18 protein-coding genes and 1 pseudogene are annotated in these 18,771 nt (G+C 61.5%); 7 read left to right on the top strand and 12 right to left on the bottom strand.

Translation table 11 applies throughout. The annotated features are described in order from the left end of the window. Positions 1–57 precede the first annotated feature (57 nt). The 8 genes and pseudogenes from hisS to scpB form a co-directional block, all read right to left on the bottom strand. On the bottom strand, positions 58–1,350 hold the full coding sequence (gene hisS, locus AB3X39_RS01350; protein WP_369415558.1) for a histidine--tRNA ligase: 1,293 nt from the start codon (positions 1,348–1,350) through the stop codon (positions 58–60). Beyond that, entirely contained in the window at positions 1,350–2,627 is a 1,278-nt protein-coding gene (gene ispG / locus AB3X39_RS01345; RefSeq protein ID WP_369415557.1) for a flavodoxin-dependent (E)-4-hydroxy-3-methylbut-2-enyl-diphosphate synthase, read from the bottom strand. Before ispG ends, hisS begins: the two co-directional genes overlap by 1 nt. After that, the gene (locus AB3X39_RS01340; protein ID WP_369415556.1) at positions 2,624–3,613 is read right to left on the bottom strand and encodes a helix-turn-helix domain-containing protein; all 990 of its coding nucleotides are present in this window, start codon (positions 3,611–3,613) and stop codon (positions 2,624–2,626) included. The genes ispG and AB3X39_RS01340 overlap by 4 nt, the downstream gene beginning before the upstream one ends. Beyond that, entirely contained in the window at positions 3,606–4,442 is an 837-nt protein-coding gene (gene pilW, locus AB3X39_RS01335) for a type IV pilus biogenesis/stability protein PilW (protein ID WP_369415555.1), read from the bottom strand. Before pilW ends, AB3X39_RS01340 begins: the two co-directional genes overlap by 8 nt. Then, entirely contained in the window at positions 4,439–5,620 is a 1,182-nt protein-coding gene (gene rlmN, locus AB3X39_RS01330; protein ID WP_369415554.1) for a dual-specificity RNA methyltransferase RlmN, read from the bottom strand. The genes pilW and rlmN overlap by 4 nt, the downstream gene beginning before the upstream one ends. A 12-nt stretch (positions 5,621–5,632) precedes the next feature. After that, the gene (ndk, locus tag AB3X39_RS01325) at positions 5,633–6,058 is read right to left on the bottom strand and encodes a nucleoside-diphosphate kinase (RefSeq protein WP_369415553.1); all 426 of its coding nucleotides are present in this window, start codon (positions 6,056–6,058) and stop codon (positions 5,633–5,635) included. A gap of 44 nt (positions 6,059–6,102) precedes the next feature. Next, on the bottom strand, positions 6,103–8,037 hold the full coding sequence (rluB, locus tag AB3X39_RS01320) for a 23S rRNA pseudouridine(2605) synthase RluB (RefSeq protein WP_369415552.1): 1,935 nt from the start codon (positions 8,035–8,037) through the stop codon (positions 6,103–6,105). 90 nt (positions 8,038–8,127) lie between these two features. Next, a pseudogene (scpB, locus tag AB3X39_RS01315) lies at positions 8,128–8,640 on the bottom strand (SMC-Scp complex subunit ScpB); the annotation flags it as partial. On the opposite strand from scpB, the gene AB3X39_RS01310 reads away from it, so the two are divergent. Further along, positions 8,639–8,812, top strand: coding sequence for a hypothetical protein (locus tag AB3X39_RS01310; protein ID WP_369415551.1), 174 nt, complete (start codon positions 8,639–8,641; stop codon positions 8,810–8,812). The pseudogene scpB and the gene AB3X39_RS01310 overlap by 2 nt on opposite strands. 13 nt (positions 8,813–8,825) lie before the next feature. Here AB3X39_RS01310 and AB3X39_RS01305 read toward each other — a convergent pair whose 3' ends face one another. Next, entirely contained in the window at positions 8,826–9,824 is a 999-nt protein-coding gene (locus AB3X39_RS01305; RefSeq protein ID WP_369415550.1) for an RluA family pseudouridine synthase, read from the bottom strand. Between the two features lie 50 nt (positions 9,825–9,874). Between AB3X39_RS01305 and AB3X39_RS01300 the strand changes: the two genes are divergently transcribed. Then, complete coding sequence (locus tag AB3X39_RS01300; RefSeq protein ID WP_369415549.1) at positions 9,875–10,720, top strand: outer membrane protein assembly factor BamD; 846 nt, start codon at positions 9,875–9,877, stop codon at positions 10,718–10,720. Between the two features lie 23 nt (positions 10,721–10,743). On the opposite strand, the gene AB3X39_RS01295 is transcribed toward AB3X39_RS01300, so the two are convergent. Next, complete coding sequence (locus AB3X39_RS01295; RefSeq protein ID WP_369415548.1) at positions 10,744–12,762, bottom strand: DNA repair helicase YoaA; 2,019 nt, start codon at positions 12,760–12,762, stop codon at positions 10,744–10,746. A gap of 149 nt (positions 12,763–12,911) precedes the next feature. On the opposite strand from AB3X39_RS01295, the gene AB3X39_RS01290 reads away from it, so the two are divergent. Next, the gene (locus AB3X39_RS01290; RefSeq protein WP_369415547.1) at positions 12,912–13,682 is read left to right on the top strand and encodes a PP2C family protein-serine/threonine phosphatase; all 771 of its coding nucleotides are present in this window, start codon (positions 12,912–12,914) and stop codon (positions 13,680–13,682) included. Positions 13,683–13,694: 12 nt separating this feature from the next. Here the strand turns inward: AB3X39_RS01290 and zapE are convergent, their stop codons facing one another. Both zapE and AB3X39_RS01280 read right to left on the bottom strand, forming a co-directional pair. Then, positions 13,695–14,795 (bottom strand): cell division protein ZapE, encoded by a 1,101-nt coding sequence (zapE, locus tag AB3X39_RS01285; RefSeq protein WP_369415545.1) that lies wholly within the window; start codon positions 14,793–14,795, stop codon positions 13,695–13,697. Positions 14,796–14,909: 114 nt separating this feature from the next. After that, positions 14,910–15,968: a LacI family DNA-binding transcriptional regulator gene (locus tag AB3X39_RS01280; RefSeq protein ID WP_369415543.1), complete on the bottom strand. Its 1,059-nt coding sequence runs from the start codon at positions 15,966–15,968 to the stop codon at positions 14,910–14,912. Between the two features lie 354 nt (positions 15,969–16,322). Between AB3X39_RS01280 and AB3X39_RS01275 the strand changes: the two genes are divergently transcribed. From AB3X39_RS01275 to AB3X39_RS01260, 4 genes are read left to right on the top strand one after another with little or no spacing between them, the layout of a single operon-like run. Beyond that, positions 16,323–17,198, top strand: a complete 876-nt coding sequence (locus tag AB3X39_RS01275; RefSeq protein WP_369415542.1) for a MotA/TolQ/ExbB proton channel family protein — start codon at positions 16,323–16,325, stop codon at positions 17,196–17,198. Positions 17,199–17,210: 12 nt separating this feature from the next. Further along, positions 17,211–17,636 carry an ExbD/TolR family protein gene (locus AB3X39_RS01270; protein WP_369415541.1) on the top strand — a complete coding sequence of 142 codons (426 nt, stop codon included), beginning with the start codon at positions 17,211–17,213 and terminating at the stop codon, positions 17,634–17,636. 14 nt (positions 17,637–17,650) lie between these two features. Next, on the top strand, positions 17,651–18,082 hold the full coding sequence (locus AB3X39_RS01265; RefSeq protein ID WP_369415540.1) for an ExbD/TolR family protein: 432 nt from the start codon (positions 17,651–17,653) through the stop codon (positions 18,080–18,082). An 11-nt stretch (positions 18,083–18,093) separates the two neighbouring features. Further along, positions 18,094–18,762: an energy transducer TonB gene (locus AB3X39_RS01260; RefSeq protein ID WP_369415539.1), complete on the top strand. Its 669-nt coding sequence runs from the start codon at positions 18,094–18,096 to the stop codon at positions 18,760–18,762. Positions 18,763–18,771: the final 9 nt, after the last annotated feature.

The raw sequence follows: 18,771 nt of genomic DNA, 5'->3' as shown, positions 1-18,771 counted from the left end.
TAGCCCGCGACCATCCTCGGTCGGCGGAAAATTCGCGATTATGCGGCCCCAGCCCTCTCAGGCGGCACCACCCACCAAGTCTTGCCCCCAAGCCGCCACATCCGCCAGAGGCTTCAAGCACTGCTCGCCCCCACCAGCGCGCAGCGGCTTGAGCGCCACCATGCCTTGCGCAAGTTCATCGCCACCGAACACCAAGGCAAAACGTGCGCCGCTGGCATCGGCTTTCTTGAACTGCGATTTCATGCTGCCTTGGCCATCTTTGCCACCGGCGTGCTGCATCACTTTGACGCCCGCAGCGCGCAGCTGTTCGATCACCGCCGTGACTTGCGGCAAGGCTTGCGCATCCGGCACCACCGCGTAAGCGTCAGGCCCCTGCGCTGGTGGCGTCACACCGCCCTCTTCCAGCAACGCGAGCACACGCTCGACACCCAAGCCCCAACCCACCGCCGGGGCCGACTTGCCGCCAATCTGTTCGATCAAGCCGTCGTAGCGCCCACCGCCGCACACCGTGCCTTGCGCGCCAAGGCGATCGGTGACCCACTCGAACACCGTCAGGTTGTAGTAGTCCATGCCGCGCACCAAGCGCGGGTTGATGCGATAGGGCTGGCCGACGGCATCAAGCACCGCACGCACCGCGTTCAGATGCTTGATCGACGCTTCACCCAAGAAATCCATCAACTGCGGCGCCGCTTCGACCAAGGCTTGCATGGCCGGGTTTTTGGTGTCGAGGATGCGCAGCGGGTTGCTATGCAAACGCCGTTTGGCTTCTTCATCGAGCTGATCAAGATGGGCTTCGAAGTACGTGATCAACGCCGCACGGTGCGCTTGGCGCTCTGGCGGTTGGCCAAGGCTATTGAGTTCGAGGCGCACATCGCTCAAGCCCAGATCACGCCATAGGCTGCGCGCCATCAAGATCACTTCGGCGTCCACGTCCGGGCCGGCAAAGCCCATGGCCTCGACACCGACTTGGTGGAACTGGCGATAGCGCCCCTTTTGCGGCCGCTCGTGGCGAAACATCGGACCGATGTAGAACAGCCGCTTGCCGCCGTCGTAGAGCAAGTTGTTTTGCACCACAGCGCGCACCACCCCAGCGGTGCCTTCAGGACGCAGCGTCAACGCGTCGCCGTTCATCTTGTCTTCGAAGGAATACATCTCCTTCTCGACGATGTCGGTCACTTCGCCCAAACCGCGCACAAACAGCGGCGTCGGCTCGACGATGGGGGTGCGGATGTTGGCGTAGCCGTAGCGACGCATCAACGCGCGCACCGTCTCTTCCAACCATTCCCAGCGTGCCGAATCGGGTGGCAGCAGGTCGTTCATGCCTTTGACGGCTTGGAGTTTTTCGCTCATCAGGAAGTGCCGGAAGTGCCAAAACGGCGTTCAATGTATTGCTCAACCAAGGCTTGAAATTCGGTGGCGATGCCTTCGCCACGCAGGGTCAGCGCCTTCTCACCGTCGATGAAAACGGGCGCAGCTGGCGCTTCGCCGGTGCCGGGCAAGCTGATACCGATGTCAGCGTGCTTGCTCTCACCGGGACCGTTGACGATGCAGCCCATCACGGCCACCTTGAGGTGCTCCACGCCCGGATACTTGGCACGCCAAAGCGGCATGCTGGCGCGCAAATAATCGTCGATGCCCTTGGCAAGCTCTTGGAAGGTGGTGCTGGTGGTGCGCCCACAACCGGGGCACGCGGTGACGCTCGGCACAAAGGTGCGTAGGCCCAAAGCCTGAAGGATCTCCAGCGCCACCACCACCTCTTGGGTGCGGGCTTCGCCCGGCTGGGGCGTGAGTGAAACGCGGATCGTGTCGCCAATGCCTTGTTGCAGCAGCACAGCCAGCGCCGCACTCGAAGCCACCGTACCCTTGGTCGCCATGCCCGCTTCGGTCAAGCCCAGATGCAGCGGGTAATCACAACGCTTGGCCAGTTCACGATAGACCGCGATCAGATCCTGCACGCCCGAGACCTTGCAGCTGATCAGCACCTGCGCTGGGTTCATGCCGAGCTCCACCGCGTAGGCAGCGGAATCCAGCGCCGACTGAATCAGCGCCTCGTACATCACCTGTCGGGCTTCCCACGGCTGCGCGCGTTGGGCGTTTTGGTCCATCAACTGCGCCAGCAAGTCTTGATCCAAGCTACCCCAGTTCACGCCGATACGCACCGGTTTGTCGTGACGCAGGGCCGCTTCGATCATTAAGCCGAACTGGCGATCTCGCTTGTCACCCTTGCCGACGTTGCCGGGGTTGATACGGTACTTGGACAGCGCTTGCGCCATCTCGGGGAAGTCCGTCAGCAGGCGATGCCCGTTGTAGTGAAAGTCGCCGATCAAGGGCACGTCGATCTGCATGCGGTCAAGCTGGGCACGGATCTCAGGCACGGCTGCGGCCGCTTCCGGCGTGTTGACGGTGATGCGCACCATCTCCGAGCCGGCCAACGCCAGCTCTTTCACCTGGATTGCGGTGCCGATGACATCGACCGTGTCGGTGTTGGTCATCGACTGCACGCGCACCGGCGCGTCGCCGCCGACGGTCACGACCCGATCCCCCCAAACCACGCGGGCCTGAAGGCTGCGGCGCGGGGCCGGTTCGCCCAAAGGGATGGGGGCCAAGGTCATGTCAGACGCACTCATTTCAACTCCACGCGCGCCACGTTGTCGCGCGCAAAAGGGGCCAAATCGACCGCTTGACCACGAAAGGTCAAGGTCGTGCCCGACACATTGCCAATCTTGACCCGCACGGGCATCGCGCCATCCAAGCCCACCACCTCGCCCGGCATCAACATACGCGCCAGCAAAGACTGCCCGGCCGCATCGCGGGCCTCCACCCATGATTCAGCCGAGGTACGCAGCACCACTTGGCCGGCCACATGAGGCGGCGGATTGGATGCGGTCGGCGCCTCATTGGGCACCAGATGCACCGTCTCGGTCACCACCGTTTCGGTGATCGAGGCCGAAGCGGCCACCAAGGGCAACGGCCCCACCACCCCTCCTGCTGAAGCCGCACCCGGCGCGCTGGCCGTGGAGGCCGCAGCAGGCGTCAAGAGGGAGGACGACGATGTTGTCACCAAGCCCGTCGAGGCCGCAGGGACGGTCACCGAAGGCATGCTGGCACCCATATCGGCATCGGCCGCCGTCACCGCAGAACGCCCCGGGGCCAACCAAAAACCAAGGGCGATCAAAAGGAGCAAGGCAGGCCCCAACACCGTGGGTCGTAACCACTCCGGCCAACGGGTCGGATCGGTCCGTGTCAGCGGCTCACGGAACGGCTCCGCCAAACCTCGGCTCACGGTTTCCAACGAGTCTGGCGTCATGGCCGTACTCGGCAACAACGCCATCACGGGCCGAGCATCGACATGCAACTGGCGGCACATGGACTGCGTCAGCGAACGCACAAACGCCATGCCCGGCAACTCTTGGAATCGATTGGCCTCCAACATTTCGAGCTTGTGAACCGAAACCTTCAAGGCGCTGGCCAAGGCGGATAACTCGACACCTTGGGCTTCGCGCAGGCTACGCAGCATCTCACCCGCCGACGTGGTGGCCGTGGTGGCTTCATCGGTGGCAGGATCGGCAGCGGCAACACCCTGTGCCACACCGACCGCGTCCTCATTACTCATCGAACTGTCCCCGTTCATACGCTATCGCTTGTCGTGTCCCCGGAAAGCGGCTGCGCAGTTGCTGCCCCAATTCATCCATGGCGGACCGATGACCACGTTTTTTCTCGATACGCAGCGCCAGCCAGAGCGTTTCTGGATTGGCCTTCTCCGGCACCGCATTGACCCGCTGGATGTAGAAAAAAGCCCGTTCCAAATCACCCCGACGGAACAACACTTCCGACAGATTGAGCGCCGTCGTCATGTTGGCCGCATCCAACTCGTAGCTTTGCACCAAGGTTGTTTCAGCCGAGGCCAAATCGCCAGACCGGGCTTGGCAAACGCCTTGCGCCAGCAAGGTTTTGGCGGGTTCACGCCACTGCGGCAAAGCCAGCACAGCATTGAATTGCACCGCCGCCTCGGGATAGCGTTTCAAGCCACACAGCGTCCAGCCGTAGTTCTGCAAGGTGTCGCCATCTTGTGGGCTGATCTGCAAAGCACGGCGGAAGCTCTCATCAGCCAGTCCAGGCTCGCCCAAACTGGCGTAGATCAGTCCCCGCAGGTTGTAGGCCGGGACGTTGTTGGGATTGGCTTGCAAGGCGCGCTTGACTTCGTCGAGCGCGGTGCCCGTCTGCCCTTGGGAAAAGTAGGCCGAGGCCAATTCCAGCCGCAGGCGCGAGCGCTTATCGACATCCGTCTCGTCCGACGATGTGACCAAATCAGCATGCTGACCGCCATTGCCATCCGCCGAGGAGCCGGAACCCGAGGACGAACCCGAGCTGGCACAGCCGGACATCACACCGAGCCAGAGCATCACCGCCATCCACAGCCCAAGGCTGGCAAACCGCCTCATGGCTGATCGCTCCGCTGCGCCGCAAGCACCGGGCCTCGCGTCATACGCACCACCGCACGGGTGCGGTCTTGAACTTCTCCCGCCAGCTGACCACAGGCGGCGTCGATGTCATCGCCGCGCGTCTTGCGCACCGTGGTGACCAAGCCGCCTTCGATCAACACGCGGGCAAAGGCTTCGACCTGTTCACGCTTGGAACGCAGCAGGCCTGAGGCGGGGAACGGATTGAAAGGAATCAGATTGAACTTGCACGGCACGCGGCCCACCGGCCCCTGCGATCCGACCAAGGCGAGCAAGGCCCGCGCATGGGCCTCGGTGTCGTTGACACCGTCCAGCATGCAATATTCGAAGGTGATGAAGTCGCGCGGCGCGGTCTTCAAGTAGCGCTGGCAAGCCCCCAGCAACTCGGCCAACGGGTACTTGCGATTGATCGGCACGAGGGGATCACGCAGCGCATCGTCGGGCGCATGCAGCGACACGGCAAGAGCCACCGGCAGATCAGCACCCAGCCGATCCATCATCGGCACCACCCCGGAGGTCGAGACCGTGACGCGCCGCCGCGACAGGCCGTAGCCGTGGTCATCAAGCATCACGCGCAGCGCAGGCAACACCGCTGCGTAGTTTTGCAGCGGCTCGCCCATGCCCATCATCACGACGTTGGTGATGACGCGCTCCACGGGCTGCGTTCCTTGGAGCCCTTGGGGGCCCAAGCGATGCGGAGTGCGGGTGGCGGCATGGCGCCGCAAACTGTGTTCGGCGTACCAGAGCTGCGCCAAGATCTCGCCCGTGGAGAGATTGCGCGAAAAGCCCTGATGCCCTGTAGAACAAAAGCGACAACCGACCGCACAACCGGCTTGAGAGGACACACACAACGTGCCCCGGTCGTCTTCGGGGATGAACACCGCCTCCACCGCATTGCCGGCGCCAACGTCAAACAACCATTTGACGGTGCCGTCGGTGGAAGCGTGTTCAGAAATAACGGGCAGCGGTTGAATCACCGCCACCCCAGACAGCTTGGACCTGAGCGACTTGGCCAGATCCGTCATCTGCTCGAAATCAGTGGCCCCACGTTGATGGATCCAGCGAAAGAGCTGGACCGCCCGGAAGCGTTTCTCGCCGAGCCGTTCGCAATAAGCTGCCAGCGCGTCGAGGTCGAAATCAAGCAGATTGACTGCGGTCATTGAAAGCGACGATCAGCGGCTGTAAACGTTCAGGCCGGGGAAGAAGAACGCCACTTCAACAGCAGCGGTTTCCGGGGCGTCCGAGCCGTGCACGGCGTTGGCGTCGATCGAATCAGCGAAGTCAGCGCGGATGGTGCCCTTCTCAGCCTTCTTCGGGTCGGTTGCGCCCATCAGTTCGCGATTTTTCAGAATGGCGTTTTCGCCTTCCAGCACTTGGATCATGACCGGGCCGGAGATCATGAACGTCACCAGATCGTTGAAGAACGGGCGAGCCTTGTGCACCGCGTAGAAAGCTTCGGCTTCAGCGCGTGACAGATGCACCAACTTGGCAGCGGCGATCTTCAGGCCAGCGCCTTCAAAGCGGCTGTAGATCTGGCCGATCACGTTCTTGGCAACGGCGTCGGGCTTGATGATGGAAAGGGCGCGTTCGATAGCCATGGGTCAATACTCCTGCAAATCAGTGATGTGAAAAACCGGGCATTCTAGCGCCGACCGCCTCGGCGACCACCCCCACCGGGCTTCGTAAAGTAGGCATCTGCACCGATATAACCCACCGACGTCTGCATCGGGTCCGGTTGCTTCGGCCCTTGACCCTTGCCACGACCTTGACGACCCGCCTCTTGGCGGATCGGCTCTTCGGTCGGTCGGCCAAAGCCAGAACTGATGCGCTTGGAGCCGGTGGCGAAGCGCCGGTCAAAGGTTTGTTCCAGCGGATTGGGGATGTGCATCGGACCGTCATCCGGCAAGTCATCGGCCACCACTTGGCGACGCGGCTCGGCGCGCTGTTCGTTCGGATACGGGTTCGTGTTCGGACGACGGCCTTGGAAACCGTTGCCTTGGCGCTCACCTTGGCGATCCGACGGCGGCTGACGATCACCACCGCGATCATTCGGCCGCCCCCCACGCTGCGGCTGCCCACCTTGGCCCTTGCCACCAGGACGACCTGACGCCGCTTGACCACCGCGCTGCGGCTCATGGCGCTCATTGCGCTCAACTTGGCCTTGCGGTGCTTGGCCCATCACACCGGTCGGACCCCCTTGACGCCCGCCTCGGCCCGACCCACGGCCCGCACCGTCTTGTCCGGACTGCTGACGCACCGGCGCCGCAGAGCGCTCACGGCGCTGCGGGACTTGGTCAGGATCGATGCCGGCCATGCGAGAGATTTGGCGCACATCAGCCTCACCCAACTCGACCCAGATGCCACGCTTGAGCCCACGAGGCAGCACGACCGAGGCGTAACGGATCCGGATCAGTCGGCTGACCGTCAGACCCACCGCGTCGAACAGCTTGCGCACTTCACGGTTACGACCTTCGGTGATCACCACCCGGTACCAGTGATTGATGCCTTCGCCGCCACCATTTTCAATCGACTTGAAGGACGCCTTCTGGCCTTCGATATCGACACCCGTCAGCAGGCGATCACGCCCGACGTCATCCAAAGTACCGAGCACGCGCACCGCGTATTCACGCTCCACGCCAAAGCGCGGATGCATCAACTGATTGGCCAATTCACCCGAGTTGGTGAACAGCAGCAGCCCTTCCGTGTTCAGATCCAAACGCCCCACCGAGAGCCACTTGCCGTGACCCAAGCGCGGCAAACGGCGAAACACCGTCGGACGGCCTTCGGGGTCGTTGTGGGTCACCACTTCGCCCACCGGCTTGTGATAGGCCAAGATGCGCGGCACGGGCGGAGCGATCCGCACCTTGACCACACGTCCCGCTACCTTGATCTCATCGCCGTAGGTGATGCGCATCCCCAAATGGGCTGGCTCGCCGTTGACCGAAACACGCCCATCCATGATGAGTTGTTCCATGTCGCGACGTGACCCGACACCCACTTGTGCCAGCACTTTGTGCAGCTTGGGTGCATCCGCATCGGCGCTTAAAACGCGCTTGGTCGGTTCAGTCGATGCCACGGCCTCAGAAGCAGCGCTGTCTTCGGCGTCATAGGCACCCGACACCACGTCGGCAAAGGCAAAGCCTTCCACGGGGGTCGGCGCAACCTCGGCAGATTCGTCAACCGCCGCCGGAGTCACCCCCTCTTGGGGAGGGGCGTCTTCGGAGCTTTGAGCGTCTTGGGCGATCACCGGGGTTTGCCCTGCGACCGGCACATCGGATGGCACATCGGACGGCACATTGGACAGAACCGGCTCGGCCGCCACCACGGGCTTGCGCAAGCGACGACGCTTGACCGGCTCAGCGGGGGCCTCAACGGCAGCTTCAACCTCAGAAACCATCGACGGCGCGGCGTCCATCGGTGCCGCAACGTCGGCCGCTGTCGGCGCAACCTCGGCAGGTGCGGCATCAACCACCACCTTGCGGCGAGGGCTGCGACGCTTCACCACGGGCTTCTCAGCGGTCTCGGCAAGATCGGCTGACGGAAGGGAGGAAGACGCGTTGTCTTGAGGATCGTTCATGGTGTGGCCTCGGGCCTGGAAAACTGAAATTCAACCGAGCGCGACAGAAATCGCGTCAGCCACGGTGTCGGCCACGGTGTCAGGCCCGGCCGGCTGGAGAGGTTGCGGCAGTTGCCGCAGGGATTGGAGACCAAGATCGTCCAGAAAATGGCGCGTGGTGGCATACAAAGCAGGTCGCCCCGGGCCCTCACGATGGCCGATCACTTCGATCCAACCCCGATCTTCAAGTTGCCGCACGATGGGCGTACTCACACCCACCCCACGAATTTGTTCAATGTCGCCCCGGGTCACAGGCTGGCGATAGGCAATGATGGCCAAGGTCTCCAGCACTGCCCGGGAATAGCGCGGCGGTTTCTCCGGATGCAAACGGTCCAAATAGACCTGCACATCGGGTTGACTCTGAAACCGCCACCCCGTAGCCACCTGCACCAAACACAGGCCACGCGACGACCCCCAGTCGCGCTCAAGCTCAGTCAAGACGTCCCGCAGGCAGTCAGGACTCAACTCATCGGCAAACAGGGTCTGCATATCACGCATCGACAACGCCTGATCCGCGCAGATAAGAGCGGCCTCAAGAACGCGCTTTGCATCTTGGGTGTTCATGACTTCATCTAAAAATCCGTACTGCGCTTTTCACAGTGTCGGAGCAGGGCAGGACAAGGCGTCCTGGCGCACGGGCAGCAACTGGCCGCACATCTTCGCGTTTATCGTCCTTGATCGCCCCTCAGCATCAAGCATCGATCAAGAACTTGGCGGCTTGGCTCTGGCCGGTTGAAAGGTCAAACGACTCAGGCGGCGCGATTGTACCCAATCACCGATTTCTGCCCAGTCACACCTTGCCAAGCTGCGCGCAAATCGTCTGGCGGGTCCGATTCAAAAGCCAAGGGCTGGCCATGAATCGGATGATCAAAGGCCAAACGCAAGGCATGCAAGGCCTGCCGGCTCAACCCCAGCGCGACACGTCCGCCATAGACCTCATCCGCCACCAAGGGGTGCCCGCGACTGGCCATGTGGACTCGGATCTGATGGGTACGCCCGGTATGCAAGCGGCACAGGATCGCGCTGATGGTCCCCGCTTCGACGCAGCGCACATCCGTTCGCGAAGGCCGCCCCCCCGCCACGACGGCCATGCGGACCCGAGAAATCGGGTCCCGTCCAATGGGCGCATCAATCGTTGTCAAGGTCGCAGCCACCCGGCCATGCACAAGGGCACAGTACTCGCGCCGCACCACCCGGTCAGCGATCATGCGGGTCAACGCCGTTTGCGCCTCCAAGGTTCTGGCCACCACCATCAAGCCGCTGGTGTCCTTGTCGAGCCGATGCACGATCCCAGCCCGGGCTAACTGGACCGAGGCTGGGTAGCGGGCCAGCAAGCCATTGAGCAGAGTTCCCGACCAGTTGCCAGCGGCCGGATGGACCACCATGCCTGCCGGCTTGTTGACCACCACCACATGCGCATCTTCGAAGCACACATCCAAAGCAATCGGCTCCGGCTTGAAGGCTTGGCTCTGCGCTGTTGGCATCAGCGTCACGCTGACGTTTTGGCCCATCTGGACCTTGCGCGACGGCGTATTGATGGCCAAACCGTTGACACTGACGTGGCCGTCACGGATCAGGCTCTGGAGATGATTGCGTGAAAACTCGCCCGCCAAGCGACCCAACCAGCGGTCCAAGCGTTCACCATGCCCGGTTTCATCCACGCGTTCGGTACGGGTTTCGGCCTCCCATGCCGGGGAGGCCATCTCATCGGTGGCAGATACTTCAGCCCATGCCAGAGGGTCATTCATATAATTCGCGCTCTCTTCGGACCAACCTGACAATGAAAAAACACGGCCCCATGAGACCGACCAACTTGCGATTGACTTTCTTGGGCCCCAGCATGCAGGTTCTGCGCATGGCCCTGATCAGCCTCGGACTCGGGCTGGCGGCTGGATTATCGGGGTGCAGCAGCAACTCCGCACTCAGCAACAGCGAGCGAGAAAGTCCCGAAAAATTGTACGCAATGGCACGCGAAGAGCTTGACGGTGGCGGGTTGGAGCAAGCCCGGCAACTGTTCGAGAAGGTTGAAAACCGCGCCACAGGCTCCTTGCTGGGTCAGCAAGCCCAGCTGGAGCAGGCCTACATCTATTTCCGCCAGCAAGAACGTGCGCAGTCCCTCGCCATCGTCGAGCGTTTCTTGAAAATGCACCCGACAAGCCCAGCGCTTGACTACGCCTATTACCTGCAAGGCCTGATCAATTTCAACGACGATTTGGGCATCTTTGGCAATTGGAGCAAGCAAGATCTGACCGAACGGGATCAGCAAGCGGCCAAGGAGGCGTATCAGTCGTTCAAGGTCGTCACCGACCGATATCCCGATTCGCGCTACGCCCCCGATGCGCAACTGCGCATGGACTACATCACCCATTCGCTGGCCGCCTATGAGGTGCATGTGGCGCGCTACTACTACCAGCGCCATGCCTTCGTCGCCGCGATCAATCGTGCGCAACGGGTGGTTAAAGATTTTCGCGGTGTCCCGGCCACGGAAGAAGCGCTGTTCATCCTGCTCAAAAGCTACGAGCAGCTCGGCCTGACACCCCTCAAGCAAGATACTGAACGGGTGATGCGCCTGAACTACCCCAACAGTCCCTATTTGGCCCAAGGCTTTGAGCCTTCACGCAAGCGTTGGTGGCATCTCTGGTGACATTGGGCGCACCGTCAGTCCGCTCAGGCTTCATAGGCCCTCAACTGCCGCAGCCAAGCCATGGCCTGATCCTCATGACCCAATCGAGGCATGGGCGGCAAGGCTTTGATCAGCCTGCGACCGTAAAACATCCGCACCAAGCGGACATCACAAATCACCAGCAAGCCCAGATCACTTTCGCTGCGAATCAATCGACCCGCCCCTTGTTTCAAGGCAATCGCTGTTTCAGGCAGGGACACATCCCTGAACGCATCACCCCCTTCGGCCTGACAGGCTTTGGCACGCGCATCCATCCAAGGATCATCGGGCACGGGGAAGGGCAACTTGTCGATCACGACACACTGCAAAGCCACGCCGGGCACATCAATGCCCTCCCAGAAACTTTGCGAGCCCACCAACACGGCAGCACGGCCCTCACGACCGGCCGCGACGAAGCGCGCCAACAAGGCGCGACGCGGCTCGTGACCTTGCACCAAGATCTCAACGGCTGGGCCAACGTCAGCAGGGGTGGCCACGAAATGCTGATGCAGCGCCTCCCCGATGCTGCCCAACGCCCGCAGGCTGGTTGTCAGCACAAACGTCCGACCACCCAGTTGACGCACACATTGAGCCGCCACCGCCGCGACCGCCAAAGAGTGGGCCGCGTCTTGCGGTCGGGGCAAATGCTCCGGCACCCAGAGTCGGGCTTGGGTGGCGTAGTCGAACGGACTTTCCACCCGCAAGGTCTGAGCCTCCTTCAGGCCCAAACTACGGGTGAACCAATCCAAGGTTTCGGTCTCACCCAAGGTGGCCGACGTCATCACCCAGGCTCGACCTGGCTTGGCCAAGGGCTCACGCAGCGCTTCACGCAGATCCAAGGGGGCCTCGGTCAAAACGCCGTTCGAGCCAAGCACATCCACCCAACGAACCCGATGTGGCGGGGTTTCAGCGTCAAACAAACGCACACTGTCGGTCAAACTTTGGGCGCGCTGAAAAAGGCGTTCCAGCTCTGGATCCATGCCACGCACAGGCTCCAACGCGGCCAACAGTTCATCCCCCAAGGGCATCAAAGCCTGCAAACCGGGTCGAAAATCGGGGCGATCAACCACGTCATCCCAACGCAGACGGCCCGATCGACGGCCATGCGATTCAGCAAGCGTCAGGGCCCAAAGGCGCACTTGGCGCTCGATACGCCCGGACAAGGCACGCCAGTCCTGCAAGCCACGGGCTTTGGTCAGACCCACCGCCAAGAGATCTCGCCCCAATTCCAACCAAGCCCCCGAGGCCAGGGTTCGACCGAGAAACTGCACCCCAATTTCGTTGAGCTGATGCGCTTCGTCCAGCACCACCGCATCGACTTGGGGCAACAGTTCGGCCAAACCACCATCACGCAGACTCATGTCCGCAAAGAACAAGGCGTGATTGACCACCACCACGTCGGCTTGCAACGCCTCACGCCGAGCCTTCAGCACGTGGCAGTCCCGCAATCGGGGACAATCGCCGCCCAAGCAGTTATCCCGCGAAGACGTGACCCAAGATCGCACCGGCGTGCGCTCATCGAGTTCAGCCACCTCGGCCATGTCACCACTGAGCGTGGTGCGTGCCCACACTTCGACGCGACCCAAATCGCGCAACATGCGCGGATCAGCAGGAAACGGCAAACGATGACGGGCTTCTTCGAGACGATGCAAACAAAGGTACGCCCCTCGGCCCTTCAGCAAAGCCGCCTGCACAGGAAGCCCCAAAGCGCGCGTCAGACGCGGCAAATCGCGCAAGAAGAGCTGATCCTGCAAGGCTTTGGTGGCAGTGCTGACCACCACCCGCAGCCCAGCCAACAAAACAGGCACCAAGTAAGCGTAGGTTTTGCCCACTCCGGTGCCCGCCTCCGCCACGAGCACTTGGCGACGCTCCAAGGCTTGGGCCACAGCACGGGCCAGTTGAATTTGCGCCGACCGAGGGCGGTAACCCGACTCCAATCGGGCCAAAGGCCCCTCGGCAGCGAACACATCGATCACCTCGGCTTCAAGCCCAAGCGGCGATGGGGACAACGCATCAGACGTCATGCAGGATCATGGTTGGTTGTTTCTCGTCTGGACGACGCAACCTTTTGCTGCGCCGTATGCGTAAATACAGGAGATGTTGGGCAGTCCTCGACAGACCCGGCCTCTGATCAAGCAAAACAACCCACTGGGTCCGATTATAGTTTTCAGCCATGAGCCATCCCCCTTCCCAAGGCTACCGACTTTCTGCGGCCACCGGCATCGACCGGGGCGACCGCATGTATCAACAAGATCAGGTTGAAATCATCCCGCACCCGCGCATGCCAGGCTGCTTGCTGGCTGTGGTCGCTGACGGTATGGGCGGCAAGAGCGGAGGTCGCAAAGCCTCCGATCAGGTCATCATGATCGCGCGCCAACTGTTTGGTGCTTTCAGTCCGACACGGGACAAACCCGGTGAACTGCTCGAACAATTGGTGCGCGAATCCCACATGACGATTCGCATGACCGCGATCACGGCCGAGCAAGAACCCCACAGCACCATTGCGGCTTGCTTGGTCACCCCCAACCGAGAGGGCTACGTGATTCACGCCGGAGACTCGCGGGTTTATCACTTTCGAGGCGCCCAAATGGTGACCCGGACGCTGGACCATTCCTTGGTGCAACGCTTGGTCGATCAAGGCAAGATCACCGAAGAAGAGGCCAACTCGCACCCTCAGTCGAACCTCTTGGTCGGCTGCTTGGGGGCCGAGGAAGATCCTCCGCTGGTGCTGCACCACATCGAACATCTCGAAGTGGGCGATTCGTTGCTGCTTTGCAGCGACGGACTGTGGCACTACTTCACCCCACGCGAGTTGGGCACCATCGTCAACGCCCTCAAACCCAGCGACGCCAGCAAGATGCTGATCAGCAAGGCGCGCCAACGGGCGCGCGGAGGTGGCGACAACCTGTCCTTGGCCTTGGTCCGCATGGACCCCTTGGGCTAAGGCCCCTTCGACTCAGGTCAACCGGGTATCCACCCGGCGATAGTCGGTCGCCAAAAACTCGGCCGACTGCATTTCGCGCAACCGAGACACCGTGCGTGGAAACTCATGCACCATGGGCCCCTCGGTGTAGAGCTGCTCGGGCTCAACCTCGGCCGACATCAACAGCTTGACGTGTCGGTCGTAAAGCACATCGACCAGCCATGTGAAGCGACGCGCCTCCGAGGCCAGCTTGGGCGGCATGTAAGGCACCCCAGAGAGCAGCACGGTGTGGAACTGCGAGGCCAGCTCCAAGTAGTCGTTCTGTGAACGCGGACCACCGCATAAGTCCTTGAAGTCAAACCACACCACACCACCTGCTCGTCGCCGAGCACGGATGGGCCGGTGCTCGATATGAAGCAGCGGATCGGCGTCCTTGGCTTCCGCCAATCGATCAAACGCCTCACTCATCCGCACCTCGGTTTCATGACCCAATGGCGTCATGTAGGTCTGCACGTGGGTCAAGGCCCGCTGGCGGTAATCGGTACCCGCATCGACGTTGATCACATCCATGTGCGACTTGAGCAACTCAATGGCCGGCAGGATGCGATCTCGATGCAAACCGTTCGGATATAAATCATCCGGCCTGAAGTTCGATGTTGTGATGATGGAGACCCGATTGGCAAACAGCGCTGTCAACAATCGGTGCAGGATCATCGCATCGGTCACGTCGGCAATATGAAACTCATCAAAGCAGATCAGCCGAAAACGCCGCGAAATCCGCCGGCCCAATTCATCAAGCGGGTTGGGCGTGCCCTTCAGGTCTTGCAGCTGCCGATGCACCTCTCGCATGAACTCATGAAAATGCAATCGAGTTTTGCGAGTCAGCGGCACAGCCTGATAAAAGCAGTCCATCAAGAAGCTCTTGCCGCGCCCTACCCCGCCGTGCATGTACACCCCCTTTGGCAGGGGTGGGCGAACCAAGATCTTGGTCAACGCATTGCCGCGCTGGAGCTTGTAAGCCGACCACGCATTTTGGCAACGCTGCAATGTGGCGATGGCGTGCAACTGCGCGGCATCGGCGCGATAGCCACGCTCAGCCAAACTCTGGTGGTACAGCTCGGTAACGGTCTTCATCGGCACAGTCTTTGGGGGGACACGCAGTATCCCTGTGCAAACTGGCGCCGGCTTGACAAAACTGCGGCATCGCACAGTCCATCGCCGCCCTCGCGATGGACTGTGCGCGATCCCTCACGGATGCAGCACGCGTTGTGAGCTTTCCCGGGCCACCAACTCGGTGCGCAGGGTCCGGGAACGGGAGGATTCACCGGCCACCTGATGGAGCAGTTCCTCCACCAACACCCGACCGGCATCGACGATGGGCTGGCAAATGGTGCTGAGGGAAGGATGGAAGTGCGATGCCAGCGTGATGTCGTCATAGCCCACCACCAAAACATCCTCAGGCACGCGTCGCTCCAACCGACTTAAGGTCAGGATCGACGTCATCGCCGCCAAATCGCTGCTGGCAAAGATGGCATCAAAACGGCGACCCTCTCGCACCATGGTGCTGACACTTTGCTGGATATCGGACGTCACAAACGGCGCGGGAAGACACAGTGAAGGCTGCACAGCCAGCCCCCGTTCGGTATGGGCCCGCAGATACCCAGCATGGCGCAAACCAATCTCAGGCAGCAGCGGATCGCCCACAAAGGCGATGTGCTTGGCGCCTTGATCAATCAGATGCAAGGTCGCCAGACGCCCACCCTCAAAATTGTCACTGCCCACCGTGGCATAGGCTTGCTGAGGCAACTGCGCGCCCCACACCACCATGGGCATGCCACGCACCGCCATGGCATTGAGCTGATCGTGATGGCGCCACTGCCCAATCAACACCACACCGATCGCACGTCCAGTTTCGTACAGCTGCATCGCACCATCGAGCTGATCGGCATCAATGCGCGACAACAGCATGTCGTACCCCTGCTCTGTCAGCGCATCCGCCACGCTGCCAATCAAACTGAGGAAAAACGGGTCTGACAAATGCTGGCGGGTGGTCGGGTCATAAGGCACCACCATCGCCACCGTTTTGTTTTGTTGCAAACGCAGACTTTGCGCACCCGCATTGATGGCGTAGTTCAAGCTACGTGCCAACTCGACGATACGGGTTCGCGTTTCCAAATTGACCAGCGTGCTGCCACTCAGCGCCCGTGAAACCGTCGATGTGGACACCCCAGCCAAACGTGCGATATCGGCCATTTGCAGCCGCGTGGCACGGCGCACACCACCAGAAGTCGATAGAGAAGATTTCATATCCAAGAAAGTAGCAGGCATGACCATGTGCCACGCGCAATCACCTTAAGTGTATGCGCCGACATGGCGACCATACCGGTCATCCACCACCCCGCTCTGGCAGAGAATGTCCAACCTCACCCGAGGTGGTCACGCATGATTTCGACCCTCTTCATGGTCGAAATCATGGCAAAGACCCGTCGGATCGGGCTGCGTTTTTGGCCAAAAACGCAGCCATTTCACTAGGGCAAATACCTAATGCAATCGATTGCAATAAGCACAAAATCACACCATCAGCCCAATGACGAAAAGCTGAGTCCCACAGTTGACTCAGCTGCTCTTCTAGGAACCGCGTCAGCCAACGAATCGTTCGCCATGCATCAAACCTTTCGCTCACAACTGGCTGCAATCGCTTGTATTGCAGCTTGTGTCTTCACCACCGCTGTCCCCGTGACAGCCCAAGCGCAGACAACGACCCCCCAAGCCGTCACCGCTGAGACAACGGCATCCACCCGCATGGCTATCGATACCGCAGCCTCGGCGCTACCGGCTGCGGCCCACAAAGCCGCCGCAGTCCAGAAGCTTGACAACCCTTACGGCCTCGAAGCACTTTGGACCCAAAGCGATCTGGTGGCCAAGGCGGTGCTGATGATCTTGGCTGTGATGAGCATGGGCAGCTGGTACGTCATCGTCACCAAGCTGCTTGAGCAAGGCCGCATGCTGCGTCAGGCGCGCAAGGCTGAAAACGAGTTCTGGCCCGCTGGCACCCTCCAAACAGGCACCGAGCGTCTCGAACAAAGCAGCCCCTTCCGCTTCGTGGCCGAAGCTGGGCTCCATGCCAGCAGCAAGCACGGCGGCCTGCACGCCAAGGTGGATTTCGCCGATTGGGTCGATCTGTCACTGCACCGCGCCACAGAACGCATCCAGCGCCGCCTCGCCAACGGCATGAGCCTGCTGGCCACCGTCGGTTCCACCAGCCCCTTCGTCGGCTTGTTCGGCACCGTCTGGGGGATCTATCACGCGCTCACCGCCATCGGTGTGGCCGGCCAAGCCAGCATCGACAAGGTCGCGGGCCCCGTGGGTGAGTCGCTCATCATGACCGCCATCGGCTTGGCGGTGGCGGTGCCTGCGGTGCTGGGCTACAACTGGCTGCTGCGACGCAACACCGCCGTCATGGACGAAGTGCGCGATTTCTCGGGTGAACTGCACACCGTCTTGTTGTCCTCGGCCCAACAACCGGCCCGCACCTAAGAGGCTTTCATCATGGCCATGAACATACCCGCCGCTGGCGGGGAGGACCAAGCCGTCTCGGCCATCAACACCACCCCCTTGGTGGACGTGATGCTGGTGCTGCTGATCATCTTCCTGATCACTATTCCGGTGGTGAATTACTCGGTGCCGGTGGATCTGCCCAAAGAACGCAACGAGGTGCGCGAAAGCAAGCCGGAAGACATTGTGATTTCGGTCGATGCCGCCGGTCAGATCTACTGGCTTGACGCCCCGGTCAAAAGCCGTGACGACTTGATTGAGCGCTTGAAAAAGATCGCCGTTTTGCCGCAGCAGCCCGAAGTCCATATCCGGGGTGATTTCCGCAGCGACTACGAGCCCGTGGGCAAGATCATCTACGCCTGCCAACGCGCTGGGATTCGCAAGATTGGCTTCATCACCGAGCCGCCCGCCAAGGGTTGAAGGAAAACGCGATGATGAATCACCGGAAAAAACGCCGCTCAGCCACCCCCATGGATGAGCCGGTGGCCGACATCAACACAACCCCGCTGATCGACGTGATGCTGGTGCTGCTGATCATGTTGATCATCACCATCCCGGTCCAGTTGCATTCGGTCAATCTGAACATGCCCACGGGCAATCCGCCGCCCAGCGATGTCAAGCCGGAGGTGCTGCGCATCGATATCGATGCTGGGGGACACGTCCTATGGAACGGCGAGATCGTGGCTCAACGCGAGGACCTTGAACGCCGCATGTCGGAACAAGTCGCCCGCCCCGTGCAACCCGAGGTGCATCTACGCCCAGATCGCAAGGCGCGTTATGACATCGTTGCGGGCGTCTTGGCCTCGGCCCAAAGAACGGGACTGACCAAGATCGGCGTCGTCGGCTCGGAGCAGTTCGCCCAATGAACACCACCAGCATGCCCACCCCTCACGTCACCATGCGTGGCTCGGGGCACAAGAGCTTCCAACCAGCGAATCGCTTCAGTCCTGCCGGCTTGGGCGTCATGGTCGGCGCACACCTGCTGATCGGGTATTTGCTGGTCAGTGGCTTGGGCCGCCAAGCCTTTGAGATCGTCAAGCGGCCCCTCGAAGCCACCATCGTGCAGGAGGTGAAGTTACCGCCACCGCCCCCACCGCCTCCGCCGCCCAAGATCGAGAAAATCCCCGAGATCCCCAAGGTCGAGGCGCCGCCGCCGCCAACCTACGTCCCACCCCCCGACGTGGTGCCCCCACCAGCGCCAGCGCCTGAGCCGTCGATCACGGCGGTGCAGACCAGCAAGCCTTTACCGCCACCCACCCCCGCGCCAGCACCGTCCCCAACGGGGCCGGTCCGCCAAGACATGACCGTGGCCTGTCCGCGCCAAGTCGCCCCCGTGATGCCGGAACGCGCCCTGGATGAAGGCATCAGCGGCAAAGTCCGCGCCGAAGTCCGGATTCGTGGCGGCCGGGTGGTGGACGTACAGATCGTCTCGGGGCCCAAGATTTTTCATAGCGCAGTGCGTGCGGCCTTGCAGCAGTACCAGTGCCTCACCAGCGGTGGGGGCGACATCGTTGCCACCCAAGAGTTTGAATTCAAGGTCGAATAAAGCCCGAGG

The organism is Leptothrix ochracea (genome assembly GCF_041083635.1).
GTDB lineage: Bacteria > Pseudomonadota > Gammaproteobacteria > Burkholderiales > Burkholderiaceae_C > Sphaerotilus > Sphaerotilus ochraceus.
Note: the sequence above shows the minus strand (reverse complement) of the source record. Positions and strands in the feature narration are given on the sequence as shown.

What these genes read in the sequence shown, in the direction of transcription:
- AB3X39_RS01305 (WP_369415550.1), bottom strand. Translation starts at nt 9,824, where the DNA reads ATGAATGACCCTCTGGCATGGGCTGAAGTATCTGCCACCGATGAGATG.
- AB3X39_RS01295 (WP_369415548.1), bottom strand. Translation starts at nt 12,762, where the DNA reads ATGACGTCTGATGCGTTGTCCCCATCGCCGCTTGGGCTTGAAGCCGAG.
- ispG (WP_369415557.1), bottom strand. Translation starts at nt 2,627, where the DNA reads ATGAGTGCGTCTGACATGACCTTGGCCCCCATCCCTTTGGGCGAACCG.
- AB3X39_RS01260 (WP_369415539.1), top strand. Translation starts at nt 18,094, where the DNA reads ATGCCCACCCCTCACGTCACCATGCGTGGCTCGGGGCACAAGAGCTTC.
- ndk (WP_369415553.1), bottom strand. Translation starts at nt 6,058, where the DNA reads ATGGCTATCGAACGCGCCCTTTCCATCATCAAGCCCGACGCCGTTGCC.
- AB3X39_RS01290 (WP_369415547.1), top strand. Translation starts at nt 12,912, where the DNA reads ATGAGCCATCCCCCTTCCCAAGGCTACCGACTTTCTGCGGCCACCGGC.
- AB3X39_RS01265 (WP_369415540.1), top strand. Translation starts at nt 17,651, where the DNA reads ATGAATCACCGGAAAAAACGCCGCTCAGCCACCCCCATGGATGAGCCG.
- AB3X39_RS01280 (WP_369415543.1), bottom strand. Translation starts at nt 15,968, where the DNA reads ATGAAATCTTCTCTATCGACTTCTGGTGGTGTGCGCCGTGCCACGCGG.
- rlmN (WP_369415554.1), bottom strand. Translation starts at nt 5,620, where the DNA reads ATGACCGCAGTCAATCTGCTTGATTTCGACCTCGACGCGCTGGCAGCT.
- hisS (WP_369415558.1), bottom strand. Translation starts at nt 1,350, where the DNA reads ATGAGCGAAAAACTCCAAGCCGTCAAAGGCATGAACGACCTGCTGCCA.
- AB3X39_RS01300 (WP_369415549.1), top strand. Translation starts at nt 9,875, where the DNA reads ATGAGACCGACCAACTTGCGATTGACTTTCTTGGGCCCCAGCATGCAG.
- AB3X39_RS01275 (WP_369415542.1), top strand. Translation starts at nt 16,323, where the DNA reads ATGCATCAAACCTTTCGCTCACAACTGGCTGCAATCGCTTGTATTGCA.
- AB3X39_RS01270 (WP_369415541.1), top strand. Translation starts at nt 17,211, where the DNA reads ATGGCCATGAACATACCCGCCGCTGGCGGGGAGGACCAAGCCGTCTCG.
- rluB (WP_369415552.1), bottom strand. Translation starts at nt 8,037, where the DNA reads ATGAACGATCCTCAAGACAACGCGTCTTCCTCCCTTCCGTCAGCCGAT.
- pilW (WP_369415555.1), bottom strand. Translation starts at nt 4,442, where the DNA reads ATGAGGCGGTTTGCCAGCCTTGGGCTGTGGATGGCGGTGATGCTCTGG.
- AB3X39_RS01310 (WP_369415551.1), top strand. Translation starts at nt 8,639, where the DNA reads ATGACTTCATCTAAAAATCCGTACTGCGCTTTTCACAGTGTCGGAGCA.
- AB3X39_RS01340 (WP_369415556.1), bottom strand. Translation starts at nt 3,613, where the DNA reads ATGAGTAATGAGGACGCGGTCGGTGTGGCACAGGGTGTTGCCGCTGCC.
- zapE (WP_369415545.1), bottom strand. Translation starts at nt 14,795, where the DNA reads ATGAAGACCGTTACCGAGCTGTACCACCAGAGTTTGGCTGAGCGTGGC.